At 73.2% G+C, this 12,710-nt stretch carries 16 protein-coding genes; 10 read left to right on the plus strand and 6 right to left on the minus strand.

Annotation, left to right across the window (positions count from 1 at the left end; all coding sequences use genetic code 11):
• The 8 genes from ACE3Q3_RS18375 to ACE3Q3_RS18410 all read left to right on the plus strand — a co-directional run.
• Window positions 1-311, plus strand: a 311-nt coding sequence (locus tag ACE3Q3_RS18375) for a hypothetical protein (RefSeq protein ID WP_374448551.1), incomplete at its 5' end; no start/stop codon positions are given.
• Between the two features lie 20 nt (window positions 312-331).
• On the plus strand, window positions 332-805 hold the full coding sequence (locus tag ACE3Q3_RS18380; protein WP_374448553.1) for a plastocyanin/azurin family copper-binding protein: 474 nt from the start codon (window positions 332-334) through the stop codon (window positions 803-805).
• 15 nt (window positions 806-820) lie between these two features.
• Window positions 821-1,111: a copper-binding protein gene (locus ACE3Q3_RS18385; RefSeq protein WP_374448555.1), complete on the plus strand. Its 291-nt coding sequence runs from the start codon at window positions 821-823 to the stop codon at window positions 1,109-1,111.
• A 21-nt stretch (window positions 1,112-1,132) separates the two neighbouring features.
• Window positions 1,133-1,855, plus strand: a complete 723-nt coding sequence (locus ACE3Q3_RS18390) for a response regulator (RefSeq protein ID WP_374448556.1) — start codon at window positions 1,133-1,135, stop codon at window positions 1,853-1,855.
• Window positions 1,855-2,835, plus strand: coding sequence for an ATP-binding protein (locus ACE3Q3_RS18395; protein WP_374448558.1), 981 nt, complete (start codon window positions 1,855-1,857; stop codon window positions 2,833-2,835). The genes ACE3Q3_RS18390 and ACE3Q3_RS18395 overlap by 1 nt, the downstream gene beginning before the upstream one ends.
• 196 nt (window positions 2,836-3,031) lie before the next feature.
• A complete protein-coding gene (locus ACE3Q3_RS18400; protein ID WP_374448560.1) occupies window positions 3,032-5,443 on the plus strand; it encodes a heavy metal translocating P-type ATPase in 2,412 nt (803 codons plus the stop codon).
• On the plus strand, window positions 5,440-5,919 hold the full coding sequence (gene cueR / locus ACE3Q3_RS18405) for a Cu(I)-responsive transcriptional regulator (protein ID WP_374448562.1): 480 nt from the start codon (window positions 5,440-5,442) through the stop codon (window positions 5,917-5,919). The genes ACE3Q3_RS18400 and cueR overlap by 4 nt, the downstream gene beginning before the upstream one ends.
• Window positions 5,916-6,365: a DUF411 domain-containing protein gene (locus tag ACE3Q3_RS18410; RefSeq protein ID WP_374448564.1), complete on the plus strand. Its 450-nt coding sequence runs from the start codon at window positions 5,916-5,918 to the stop codon at window positions 6,363-6,365. Before cueR ends, ACE3Q3_RS18410 begins: the two co-directional genes overlap by 4 nt.
• Before the next feature lie 22 nt (window positions 6,366-6,387).
• On the opposite strand, the gene ACE3Q3_RS18415 is transcribed toward ACE3Q3_RS18410, so the two are convergent.
• From ACE3Q3_RS18415 to ACE3Q3_RS18435, 5 genes are all read right to left on the minus strand, one after another.
• Window positions 6,388-7,554 (minus strand): acetyl-CoA acetyltransferase, encoded by a 1,167-nt coding sequence (locus ACE3Q3_RS18415; RefSeq protein ID WP_374448566.1) that lies wholly within the window; start codon window positions 7,552-7,554, stop codon window positions 6,388-6,390.
• 106 nt (window positions 7,555-7,660) lie between these two features.
• Window positions 7,661-8,011 (minus strand): LysR family transcriptional regulator, encoded by a 351-nt coding sequence (locus ACE3Q3_RS18420; protein ID WP_374448568.1) that lies wholly within the window; start codon window positions 8,009-8,011, stop codon window positions 7,661-7,663.
• Between the two features lie 103 nt (window positions 8,012-8,114).
• The gene (locus tag ACE3Q3_RS18425) at window positions 8,115-8,459 is read right to left on the minus strand and encodes a LysR family transcriptional regulator (RefSeq protein WP_374448570.1); all 345 of its coding nucleotides are present in this window, start codon (window positions 8,457-8,459) and stop codon (window positions 8,115-8,117) included.
• 99 nt (window positions 8,460-8,558) lie between these two features.
• Window positions 8,559-9,104: a putative glycolipid-binding domain-containing protein gene (locus ACE3Q3_RS18430; RefSeq protein WP_374448572.1), complete on the minus strand. Its 546-nt coding sequence runs from the start codon at window positions 9,102-9,104 to the stop codon at window positions 8,559-8,561.
• Between the two features lie 4 nt (window positions 9,105-9,108).
• Window positions 9,109-9,480: a VOC family protein gene (locus tag ACE3Q3_RS18435; protein WP_374448574.1), complete on the minus strand. Its 372-nt coding sequence runs from the start codon at window positions 9,478-9,480 to the stop codon at window positions 9,109-9,111.
• Between the two features lie 136 nt (window positions 9,481-9,616).
• On the opposite strand from ACE3Q3_RS18435, the gene ACE3Q3_RS18440 reads away from it, so the two are divergent.
• Entirely contained in the window at window positions 9,617-10,642 is a 1,026-nt protein-coding gene (locus tag ACE3Q3_RS18440; protein WP_374448576.1) for a helix-turn-helix transcriptional regulator, read from the plus strand.
• Here the strand turns inward: ACE3Q3_RS18440 and ACE3Q3_RS18445 are convergent.
• A complete protein-coding gene (locus ACE3Q3_RS18445) occupies window positions 10,623-11,981 on the minus strand; it encodes a VWA domain-containing protein (RefSeq protein WP_374448578.1) in 1,359 nt (452 codons plus the stop codon). The genes ACE3Q3_RS18440 and ACE3Q3_RS18445 overlap by 20 nt on opposite strands.
• 181 nt (window positions 11,982-12,162) lie before the next feature.
• Between ACE3Q3_RS18445 and ACE3Q3_RS18450 the strand changes: the two genes are divergently transcribed.
• Window positions 12,163-12,710 (plus strand): pirin family protein (locus tag ACE3Q3_RS18450; protein ID WP_374448580.1); only part of this gene is annotated, 548 nt, incomplete at its 3' end.

Genomic DNA, 12,710 nt, shown 5'->3' on the forward strand with positions numbered 1-12,710 from the left:
GCGAGCGCGGCATGGCCGACATGGGCGAGATGGAGATGCCGCTGCCCGACAACACCCTGCCGATGATGACCGGCGCCGGCCCGTTCGGCCCGATCGAGATGGGCGGCATGTTCACCGTCGCCAAGGTCCGCGAGGGGCTGGGACGGGACGACTACCGGGACCCGGGCTGGTATCGCCATCCGCCCGGCACCGTCGCCTACGAATGGACCGGGCCCACCGATGCGCCGCGGCGTGCCCGCAGCGCCCCGTCGTCGGCTCCGGCCGTGCGCGCGGTCAAGCCGCGCCCGTCCGGCGGCCACGGCCACCATTGACCCTCCGCGAGACCTTCCCGATGCTGCGACCGACCGTCTTCGCCGCCACCCTGCTCGCGGCTGCGGCCGCCTCCGCGTCCCCCGGCCACAAGCCGGGCCATGGACACGACGAACGCGCCTACGGCGAACCGGGCGACCCGCGCCGCCCCGCCCGCATCGTCCAGGTGACGATGCGCGAAGCGGACGGCCGGATGACCTTCGTGCCCGACCGCATCGCCGTGCGCCGGGGCGAACAGATCCGCTTCGTCCTCCGCAACCGCGGCGCGCTCGACCACGAACTGGTGGTGGCGACGCTGGAGGAAAACCTCGCCCACGCCAAGGAGATGGAGAAGTTCCCCGAGATGGAGCACGACGACCCCAACGCCCGGCGCCTGGCGCCGGGCCGGTCCGGCGAGATCCTGTGGCGCTTCACCCGTGCCGGCGAGTTCGACTTTTCCTGCCTCATCCCCGGCCATCGCGAAGCCGGGATGTTCGGCACCATCACGGTGAAGTAACCGGAGCAACCGACGATGCGAATCCTCCCCGCTGTCGCGCTCGCGGCCGGGCTCCTCGCCGCCGTCGGCGCCGTCGCCCAGCCGGTGGAGGTCGAAGGCGAGGTCCGCCGGATCGACGCCGCCGCCGCCAAGATGACGATCCGCCACGGCCCGATCGCCGCATGGGACATGCCGCCGATGACGATGGTCTTCCGGGTGGCCGACCCGGCGATGCTCCAGGCCGTCCGCGCCGGCGACAAGGTACGCTTCGCCGCCGAGCGCGGCGGCGGCGCCATGACCATCACCCGCATCGAGAAGGTCCCCTGAGACGGTGCTAGACTGGCCGCCATGAGCGGCGGCGGGGAGACGGCGGCACGCGTCCTGGTGGTCGACGACGACGGCGAGATCCGCCGCCTGCTGGCCGGGTTCCTCGGCCGCAACGGCTTCGCCGTGACGACGGCCCGCGATGCCGCCGACATGGAAGCCGCCCTGGCCGCCGACGCGCCCGACCTGGTCGTCCTCGACCTCGTGCTGCCGGGCGTCTCCGGGCTCGAACTCTGCCGCCGCGTCCGCGCCCGCTCCGCCGTGCCGATCATCATGGTGACGGCCCGCGGCGACGACACCGACCGCATCCTCGGGCTCGAGATGGGCGCCGACGACTATCTCGCCAAACCCTTCAATCCGCGGGAACTCCTGGCGCGCATCCGCGCGGTCCTGCGTCGCGTCGGGACGCGCGACCCGGCATCCGCCGGCCGCTCCCGCCTCGCCTTCGCCGGCTGGACGCTCGACCCGCGCCGGCGCGAGCTGCTCGATCCGGACGGCGCGGTGGTCGAGCTGACGGCGGGCGAGTACGATCTCCTGCTCGCCTTCGCCGCCCGGCCCCACCGGGTGCTGTCGCGCGAGTTCCTGCTCGAGCAGTCCGGCCGCCACGGCGACCCGCACGACCGCAGCATCGACGTCCAGGTGAGCCGGCTCCGGCGCAAGCTGGAGCGGGGCCAGGGCGACCAGCCGCTGGTCAAGACGGTGCGCGGGGCCGGCTACCTCTTCATGCCCGACGTGGAGACGCTGTGATGCCGCTGCCGGATTCGATCGCGGCCCGGGTCATCGCCATCCTGATGGTCGGGCTCGGCATCTCGCATGTCGGCAGCATCTGGATCTACGAGGCCGGCGGCCACGGGCCGCCCGGCGACCATGCGAGCCTGATCGTCTCGACCACGGTCATGGCGCTCGGCATCCTCGCCGTCTCGATCCTGCTGGTGCGCTGGCTGACGGCGCCGCTGCGCACGCTGGCGGCGGCGGCCGACCGGCTCGGTCGCGACATGGCGGCGGCGCCCGTGGCGGAGGCCGGACCGCGCGAACTGCGGCTGGCGGCCGCAGCCTTCAATCGCATGCAGGCGCGGCTGCAGCGCATGGTGGCCGAGCGCACCGAGACGCTCGCCGCGGTCTCCCACGACCTCCGGACGCCGATCACCCGCCTGCGCCTGCGGGCGGAACTGGTCGAGGACCCGGACCTGCAGCGCGCGATCGCCGCCGACCTCGACGAGATGGAGGCGATGGTCGACAGCGCCCTCGCCTTCCTGCGCGGCGACGGCGGCGGCGAGCCGGCGCGACCGGTCGACGTCGCCGCGCTCGTCGCGACGGTCGTCTCCGAAGCGGCCGACGCCGGACGGCCGGCTCGTCTCGAAGAGGATGGCAGCGGCGCCGCGGCTGTCGTGACGGCCCGCCCGATCCTCCTGAAGCGCGCCCTCGCGAACCTCGTCGACAATGCCGTCAAGCATGGCGGTGCGGCCTCCGTCTCGGTCCGGGCGGATGGCGGCGGCGTCGTCGTCGCCATTGCCGATCCCGGCCCCGGCATCGCACCCGCGGAACGCGCCGAAGCCTTCACGCCGTTCCGCCGCCTCGGCGACCCCGCATCCGCGCCCGCCGGGAGCGGCCTCGGCCTGACGGTGGCACGCGCCGCCGTCGAAGCCCATGGCGGCACCATCCGCTTCGACGATCCGCCGGGCGGGGGCTTCCGGGTCCTCGTCACCCTGCCGCGGAAAGCCCCTTGACCTTCCCATGATGGGAAGGACTACATGAGGGGCCGACTGCGAACCCCCGATGCTGGAGACGGCGATGGCGCACGGCCACACGAACCACCACCCGCCAAGCGGCCACGGCCACGGGCATGACCACGGGCATGACCACGGCCACGGACATTCCTGCTGCGGCGGCCACGGCGCGAAGGCGAAGGACCCGGTCTGCGGCATGACGGTCGATCCGGCGACCGCCAAGCACCGCACGGAGCACGGCGGCCAGACCTACTATTTCTGCAGCGCCGGCTGCCGCACCAAGTTCGAGGCGGACCCGGCGAAGTACCTCGCACCCGCCCCGGCGGCCGCGGTCAAGGACCCGGTCTGCGGCATGACGGTCGATCCGGCGACCGCCAAGCACCGCACGGAGCACGGCGGCCAGACCTACTATTTCTGCAGCGCCGGCTGCCGCACCAAGTTCGAGGCGGACCCGGGCCGCTACCTGTCGCCTCGGCCGGCAGCCCCTCCGGCCGCCGCCGGCACCGTCTACACCTGCCCGATGCACCCCGAGGTCCGGCAGATCGGCCCCGGCTCGTGCCCGATCTGCGGCATGGCGCTGGAACCGGAACTGGCCTCCGCCGATGCCGGCCCGAACCCCGAGCTGATCGACATGACGCGGCGGATGTGGATCGGGCTCGTGCTGACCATCCCGGTCTTCATGCTGGAGATGGGGGGGCACCTGGCCGGCATCCACCTGCTGGAGCCGGCGGCCTCGGCCTGGGTGCAGATGGCGTTCGCAACGCCGGTCGTGCTGTGGGCGGGCTGGCCCTTCTTCGTGCGCGGCGCCCAGTCGCTGGTGACGCGCAACCTCAACATGTTCACGCTGATCGCGCTCGGGACCGGGGTCGCCTGGCTCTACAGCGTCGTCGCCACCCTGGCACCGGACCTCTTCCCGCCCGCCTTCCGCGGCCACGGCGGCGTCGTCGCGGTCTATTTCGAGGCCGCCGCCGTCATCACCGTGCTGGTGCTGCTGGGCCAGGTGCTGGAGCTCCGGGCGCGCGACCAGACGTCCGGCGCGATCCGCGCCCTCCTCGACCTCGCGCCGCGCACCGCGCGGCGGCTGCGTGCCGACGGGCAGGACGAGGAGGTGGCGATCGAGATGGTCGCCCCCGGCGACCGGCTGCGGGTGCGGCCGGGCGAGAAGGTGCCGGTCGACGGGCGCGTCGTCGAAGGACGGGCGGCCATCGACGAGTCGATGGTCACGGGCGAGTCCCTGCCGGTGACCCGCGAGCCGGGCGACCGCCTGCTCGCCGGCTCCGTCAACGGCCCCGGCGGTTTCGTCATGGAGGCCGAGAAGGTCGGCCGCGACACGGTCCTGGCGCGCATCGTCCAGATGGTGGCCGAGGCCCAGCGCAGCCGCGCCCCGATCCAGCGCCTCGCCGACAAGGTCTCGGGCTGGTTCGTGCCGCTGGTGATCGCCACCGCGGCCGTCGCGTTCGCCGCCTGGGCCGCCTTCGGGCCGGAACCGCGCCTCTCCTACGGCCTCGTCGCCGCGGTCGCGGTGCTCATCATCGCCTGCCCCTGCGCCCTCGGCCTCGCGACGCCGATGTCGATCATGGTCGGCGTCGGCCGCGGCGCCCGGGCGGGCGTCCTCATCCGCAACGCCGAGGCGCTGGAGCGGATGGAGCGCGTCGACACGCTGATCGTGGACAAGACCGGCACGCTCACCGCGGGGCACCCTGCCGTCACCGAGCTGGTCCCGGCCGACGGGGTCGACGAGGCCGAACTGCTGCGCCTCGCAGCCGCCGTCGAGCGGGCGAGCGAGCATCCGATCGGCGAGGCCATCGTCCGCGCCGCGACCGCGCGCGGCATCGCCCTGCCGGCCGTCGCCGACTTCGACTCGCCGACCGGCAAGGGCGCCGAGGCGACGGTCGAAGGGGCGCGCGTGCGGATCGGCAGCGCGGCCTTCCTGGCCGAGGCTGGGATCGCCGTCGCGCCGCTGCAGACCGCCGCCGACCGGCTGCGCGGCGAGGGCGCCACCGTCGTCTTCTGCGCCGCCGGCGGGCGCCTCCTCGGAGCGGTCGCCGTCGCCGATCCGATCAAGGCGTCGACGCCCGGCGCCATCGCCGACCTGCGGGCCGAAGGCGTGCGCATCGTCATGCTGACCGGCGACAATGCGCGCACCGCGGCCGCCATCGGCCAGCGCCTCGGCATCGACGAGATCGAGGCGGAGGTGACGCCGGAGCGCAAGGCCAAGGTCGTCGCGGAACTGCGGCGGGCCGGCCGCGTGGTGGCGATGGCGGGCGATGGCGTCAACGATGCCCCGGCGCTCGCCGCCGCCGACATCGGCATCGCCATGGGGACGGGCACCGACGTCGCCATGGAGAGCGCCGGCGTCACCCTGCTCGAGGGCGACCTCGGCGGCATCGTCCGCGCCCGGCGCCTGTCGCGTGCGGTCATGCGCAACATCCGCCAGAACCTCTTCTTCGCCTTCGCCTACAACTCGGCCGGCGTGCCGATCGCGGCCGGCGTGCTCTACCCCGCCTTCGGCATCCTGCTGTCGCCGGTGGTGGCGGCCGCGGCCATGGCGCTGTCCTCGGTCAGCGTCATCGGCAACGCCCTGCGGTTGCGGGGGACGCGGCTGTGACGGGCGCCGTCACCATCGGCGAGGCGGCGGCGCGATCCGGCGTCTCGGCCAAGATGATCCGCTACTACGAGGAGGTCGGCCTGATCCCGCCGGCGGAACGGACGGCCGCCGGCTACCGCACCTACGACGCGGCCGACCTCCACGCCCTGCGCTTCGTCCGGCGCGCCCGCGACCTCGGCTTCGGCGTCGACGAGATCGCGGCCCTGCTCGCCCTGTGGCGCGACCGGTCGCGGGCCTCGGCCGACGTCCGCCGGGTCGCCGTCGGCCACATCGCCGAACTGCGGCGCCGGATCGACGAACTGCAGGCGATGGTGCGCACGCTGGAACATCTCGCCCGCCACTGCCACGGCGACGAGCGGCCGGACTGCCCGATCCTCGACGACCTGGCGGAGACCGCCGCCCCCGGCCATGCCACCCCAGCCGCGCGCTTCGCCCCGGCCGCGCCGCGGCGCCAACCGAAGGAATCCCGCCCATGAGACGACGCGAACTGCTGGCCGCCGCCGCGGCCCTGATCGCCGGCCGGCCCGCCGCCGCGGCCGAACCGCCGGCGGTGAAGGTGTTCAAGGACCCGTCCTGCGGCTGCTGCGACGGCTGGATCGGGCACATGCGGCAGGCGGGCTTCCGCGTCGATGTCACGACCGGCGACCTCTATGCCGCCAAGGCGCGGCTCGGCGTACCCGAGGACCTCGCCTCCTGCCACACCGCCACCGTCGGCCGCTATGTCGTCGAGGGGCACGTCCCGGCCGATGCCGTCCGCCGCCTGCTGGCCGAGCGGCCGGCGGCGACCGGGGTCGCCGTCCCGGGCATGCCGGCCGGCTCGCCTGGAATGGAGGGCGGCCGGCACGAGGAGTACGAGGTCGTTCTCTTCGGCCCCGGCACCCGCGCGACCTTCGGCCGCTACCGCGAGGGGCGGCCGGCCTGACCGCCCCCGGCGCCGCGCCGCGCTATCGCAGCGGCTCCAGGATGCTGACGTAGTTGGCGACGCAGGCGCCGCCCATGTTGAAGACCCCGGCCAGCTTCGCGCCCTCGACCTGGATGCCGCCGGCCGTCCCGGTCACCTGCTGGGCCGCGAGGACGTGCATCGAGACGCCGGTCGCGCCGATCGGATGCCCCTTGGACTTGAGGCCGCCCGACGGGTTGACCGGCAGCTTGCCGTCCTTTTCGGTCCAGCCCTCGAGCACCGCGCGCGCGCCCTGGCCGCGCGGCGTCAGGCCCATCGCCTCGTATTCGAGCAGTTCGGCCGAGGTGAAGCAGTCGTGGGTCTCGACCAGATCGAGGTCGTCGAGGGTCAGGCGGGAGGCGGCGAGCGCCTTCTTCCAGGCGACCTCGCAGCCCTCGAACAGGGTGATGTCGCGCTTGGACATCGGCAGGAAGTCGTTGACCTGCTCGGCCGCGCGGAAGACCACCGCCTTCGGCATGGCGAGCGCGGTGTCGACGTCCGCCAGCACGACCGCCGCCGCGCCGTCCGAGACCAGCGAACAGTCGGTGCGCTTCAGCGGCCCGGCGACCAGCGGGTTCTTGTCGGAGATGGTGCGGCAGAACTCGTAGCCGAGGTCCTTCTGCATCTGGGCGAGCGGGTTGACGGCGCCGTTCTTGTGGTTCTTGGCGGCAATCCGCGCCAGCGCGTCCGACTGGTCGCCATGCTTCTGGAAATAGGCCTGGGTGATCCGGCCGAAGACGCCGGCGAAGCCGCCCTCGGTATCGCCCTCCTCCGGCAGGTAGCTGGCACGGATGAGGATGTCGCCCACCGCCGGTCCGGTGACCTCGGTCATCTTCTCGACCCCGATCGCCAGCACCCGGCGGGCGCGGCGGGCGGCGATGGCGTTCAGCCCCTGATGGATGGCGGCCGATCCGGTGGCACAGGCATTCTCGACCCGGGTCGCCGGCTTGAACCGGAACAGGTCCGAGCCCTGCATGACCAGCGACGACGGGAACTCCTGGCGGACGAAGCCGGCGTTCATGTGCCCGACATAGATGGCGTCGATGTCCGCCGGCGACAGGCCGGCGTCGGCCAGAGCGTCGGCGGCCACGCGGACGATGAGCGATTCGAGGGTTTCGCCCTCCAGCTTGCCGAACTTGCTGTGGGCCCAGCCGACGATGCAGGCGGTCATGGAGATGGCTCCGGTGGAATGATGCTGCCGTGGAATATAGGCCCAATCGGCGGCGGCACCATACCGGCCGGTAGGTCCGGACGCTCTCCGGGGGACCTGCCGGCCGTCAGGCGCAGGCGGACTCGCGCGCCAGCGTCGGATCGACATCCGCCGGCGGCCGCGGCGGGATCAGCCCGAGCGCCGTCGCCTCCAGGCGGGCCATGGCCTCGAGGGTGGCGCAGGCGTCGAGATAAATGGCCCGGGCCTGCGCCGTGGGCTGCAGGCGGCGGCCGGTGCCGCGCTCGAACAGCCGGAACCCGAACGCGCGCTCCAGCCGCCCGATCAGCTGGCTGATCGCCGGCTGCGACAATTGCAGCCGCTCCGCGGCCCGCGTCACGCTGCCCGTCTCGCAGACGATCCGGAAGGCTTCCAGGTTTCGCTGCCGGAGTTGCTGTCGCACCTGATCGAGCTCCACCACCGCCCCCCGTCTCGATTCTCGTCCAGGGTTCTGTACCGGCGGGTCAGATCGATGGATGCACGCTTCCGGGCAGAGTTTCGATAACCGCCGGTTCACCTCGGGGCTATTTCGGCGCGCCGCCATGGCGCAGCCCGGCGGCACCGGGCTCGTCGACCTCGGTCATCGCGCGGACGCAGCGTTCCAGGGCCGTCATCGATTCCAGGACGCGGCGCACGTCGGCCAGCAGTTCGCGGGCCTCCGGCGTCGGCTCCAGTCCGCGTCCGGCACCGCGGGCGAAGAGCGGGAACCCGACGGCCCGTTCCAGCCCGGCCAGGAGCTGGCTGACCGCCGGCTGCGTGATGCCCAGGAGTTCCGCCGCCCGGGTGGCGCTGCGCGCCTCCGCCGTCAGGTGGAACGCCGCCAGCGTGCGGTAGCGCAGATGGTGACGCAGCTCGTGTTCGTTCGACATCCCGCTCCTGGATCCGGCCGCCCGGAAGGCAACGTGCGAACGCCATCCGTTCTTCCCGGGTTCCGCCAGCGAGCGCGCAACCGTCGCGGCGGGACGGGCCTACCGGCGCCGCCAGATCGGCGGATAGTCGACCACGAGTCCCGCCGCGTCGGCCGCGATCACCGTCTCGAACCCGGTGCCGAGGCCGCGATAGCGGACGGCGCCGTCGCCGAGGCGGGTGTATTCCTGCTCGGCGAGGCCGACCTCGAGACCGGGCAGTCCGACATAGGCGACGCGGATCGCCTCCGGCACGCCGGTCGCCAACGCGAGCCGCCGCAGCGGCATGGTGTTGGTGAACGGCGTGCCGGCGATGTCGATGTCGAAGGCGCCGGCGAGATCGGGGCGCGCCGCGCCGTCGACCGACCAGGCCTCGCCCCGGCGGGCGAGCGTCCGCCGCACGACCGGCCCGCCACGGTCGAGGGCGAGACGGGCGGCACGCGTCCGCCAGTCCCGCCCGAGGTCGATCGCGTAGCGGACGCGCACGACGTCGCCGCCGAGGTCGAGCACGAGAAGTCCGTCCGCGCGGATGTCGTCCTCGCCGACATGGAGCGCCAGATGCTCCAGCCCCATCGGGCCGGTACGCTCCCAGACGACATCGTGGCGCATCGGGTCAGCCGCCGTGATAGGCCTCGACCCGGTAGCCGTCCGGGTCGATGGCGAAGGCGGCATAGTAGGTGGCGGAATAGTCCAGGCGCAGTCCCGGCGGGCCGTTGTCGCTGCCGCCGGCGGCGAGTGCCGCCGCATGGAAGCGGTCGACCGCCCCGCGGTCCGGGGCGGAGAAGCAGAAATGCAGGCCCGAGCGCATGTCGGCCGCCACCGGATGGTCGGTCTGCGAAATCCAGAACACGACCTGCCCGGCGCCGTAGCCGAGCGAATCCGCGCCTTCGGAGAGGCAGCGATAGCCGAGCGGCGCCAGCGCCGCGTCGTAGAAGGCCTTGGTGCGGGCGACGTCACGGACGCCGATCGAGACATGGTCGAGCATCGGAGGCTCTCCTTCGGTTGGACAACGCCAGGGAGCCTACGCGGCGGCAACTGACAGCGGCGTGTCAGGTATGCTGTCGCCGATTCCAGCGGTTGCGATTGTCAGTCGACCCCGGCCGCTGTCAGCATTCGCCGCCATGACCCGGATCGAGCGCGCCTTCGCCATCCTGCTGCTGCTGAGCGGCGGCGGCACCGTGACGGCACCGCGCCTGGCGCAGCGCTTCGAGGTCTCCGTCCGCACCATCTACCGCGACGTCGAGATGCTGTCGGCGACCGGAGTGCCGCTCTATGCCGAGCGCGGCGCCGCCGGCGGCTACCGGCTGCTCGAGGGCTATTTCCTGCCGCCGGTCGCCTTCACCCGCGAGGAGGCGGTGGCCAGCCTGCTGGCGCTGGCGCTGGCGCGCGGCCTGAAGGTTCCGCCGTTCCCGGCCGCCCTCGACGCCGCCGAGCGCAAGCTGGCGGCCGCACTGCCGGCACGCCTGCGGTCGCTGGCGGCCGAAACGCGGCGGCTCGTCGGCTTCGAGCGGGCGGCGGCCGACCTCTTCCATCCGGAGCCCGACCAGGACCGGGAACCCGGGGCGACGGCCGCCCGGGCGGTCGAGCTCTTCGTCGCCGCCATCCTCGACCGGACGCGGGTGCGCCTCCGCTACCGCCAGCCCTATCGCGGCACGGTGACGGCCGAGATCGAGGCCGAGCCCGAGGGCGTGATCTGGGACCGCGACCGCTGGTACCTGATCGGCCGGCGCGAGGATGGACGCCGCCGCTTCTGGCGCGCCGACCGGGTGGTCGAGATCGCCGCCAGCACGTTCCGGTATCGCGGCGACCCGGAGTTCGACGTCCGCCGCCACCTCGGCCGCACCTGGCTCGGCGAGGCGATGGCGCAGTGGGCACGCTCCAGCCCGGTCGCGGTCCGCATGACGGCGGCGCAGGCGGCCCGGCTGCAGGCCGACTGGCTCTACCGCTTCGCCCGCTTCGAGCCGGACGCGGACGGCGACCGGGTCGTCATGACCTATGGCGAGGCCGACCCGGCCCTCGTCTTCGAGCTGGTGCGCTGGCTCGGGCCGGGCGCCGAACTGCTGCGGCCGGCGGAATGGCGGCCGCTCCTGGCAGCCGAACTCGCCGGCCTCGCCGCGTCCTACGCCGTCACGGCACCGCGATCGTGACCGGGGTCACCGTTCCGCCCCGCACCTCGACCGGCGTCATGCCGACCAGCGCCCCGTCGATCCGCACGCCCGCCGCGTAGCGGCCGCCGAAGAGGGTGAAGCGGGCCGGATTGTCGGCCAGTGCCGTCACGAAGCGGCCGTCCTGCTGCAGCTCGACATAGGGGAAGGGACCACGGCCGGCGGCGAACCGCCCGCCCACCGTCACCTCGACCGTGCCGATCTCGGCCGTCAGCCGGCGCTCCACCGTCTCGCCGCCGCGGATCTCGACGGCGTGGTCCTGGAAGGCCCCGGTGGTCAGTTGCACCCGCACGGTGTAGCGGCCGGGCGGCGCCTGGAACCGCGCCCGCTCCTCGTTCAGGGCCGCGATCAGCCGGTCGCCGTCGCGCAGCTGGATCTGCGGCCCGCGCGGGATCGGCCGGCCGTCGGCGGCGACCAGCGCCACCACCAGGGTACCGCTGCCGATGTCGATGGTGCGGCGGACGAGTTCGCCCTTGGCGAGCGAGACCTCGACCGGCGCCGAGGCGGGACCGTTCGCCACCTGCGCCGTCACCCGGTAGCTGCCGGGCGCGAGCTGGTAGCGGACGGGATTGCCGGTCAGCGCCAGCCCGGTGTGGGTGCCGCCCTCGATCGTCACCCGCGCCGCCTCGGTCGGCCGCCGCCCGGATTCGGTGACCGTCACTTCGAGCGTGGCGAGATCGGGTCCGGCGGTGGCGCGGCCGAGGGCGGCCGCCAGCCCGTCCCGGTCGGCGGCGTCGAAATAGCGCCCGCCGGTGCGCTCGGTGACGCATTGCAGAGCCGCCTTCTCCTCCGGACGGAGATCGAAGCCGACGATGTCGACCGTGAGGTCGATGCCGGCGCGCGCCAGTTCGGCGGCAGCGGCGCAGACGTCGCCGCCGCATTCCTCGCGCCCGTCGGTGACGAGGATGATCCGCCCCTTGCGGCCGCCGAAGGCCGGGATGGCGCCGGTCAGCGTCCGCGCGATCGGCGTCTCGCCGCGCGCCGCAAGGCCGGCGACCATGCCCCGCATCCGCTCCGCCGCGCCGGCATCGAGCGGGCCGATCGCCCGGACCTGCTCGATATCGGAGCAGTCGCGCGGCCGGCGGTGGCCGTAGAGCGTCATTCCGACCGGCCGGCCTGCGGGCCACCGGGCCAGGAGGTCGCGCACCACGTCCTTGGCGATCGCGATCTTCGGCACCGTTCCGATCGGCCGGTTCATCGAGCCGGAAACATCGAGGATCAGCATCACCGGCTGGACGTCCGCCGGCGCCGGCTGGGCCGACAGGGTGCAGGTCGCAAGCGCCGCGCCGAGAACCGCGAACGCCCCCAGAAATCGCAGCATGGTCCCTCCCCTTACGCTATGCCCCCTTCGACGCGCGCAACGATCCGTGGGTTCAACCCATTATTGTTTCCAAAAGCGATTTAATCCGATGCGGTCGCGGCGGATTATGCCCGCCCTGGTTCTGCGCCATATTCGCCTCACATCGATGGACCGTCCATCGCCCGCAAGGAGGACCGAACCCATGATCGAACGCCGCCCCTTCGCCTCGCTCGGCCGCTTCCGCAACGAGTGGCTCAACGCGCGGCACCATTTCTCGTTCGGGGAGTACTACGACCCGGCGCGGATGAACGTCGGCGCGCTGCGCGTCTGGAACGACGACGAGATCCAGCCGGGCACCGGCTTCCCGCCACATCCGCACCGCGACATGGAGATCATCACCTATGTCCGCTCGGGCGCGATCACCCACGAGGACAGCCTGGGCAACCGCGGCCGTACCGAGGCCGGCGACGTGCAGGTGATGTCGGCCGGCACCGGCATCCGGCACGCCGAATACAATGTCGAGGAGGTGCCGACGACGTTGTTCCAGATCTGGATCGTGCCGGACCGCCGCGGCGTCCAGCCGCGCTGGGACGCCAAGCCCTTCCCCAAGGGCGACCGTGCCGGCCGGTGGGTGACGCTCGCCTCCGGGCGCACCGGCGACGAGGACGCGCTCCGCATCTACCAGGATGCCGCGGTGCTGGGCGCCACCGTGCTCGCCGGCGGGACGCTGGACTACGCGGTCGAGCCCGG

The sequence above is a fragment of the Allostella sp. genome, from assembly GCF_041913585.1.
Classification (GTDB): domain Bacteria; phylum Pseudomonadota; class Alphaproteobacteria; order ATCC43930; family Allostellaceae; genus Allostella.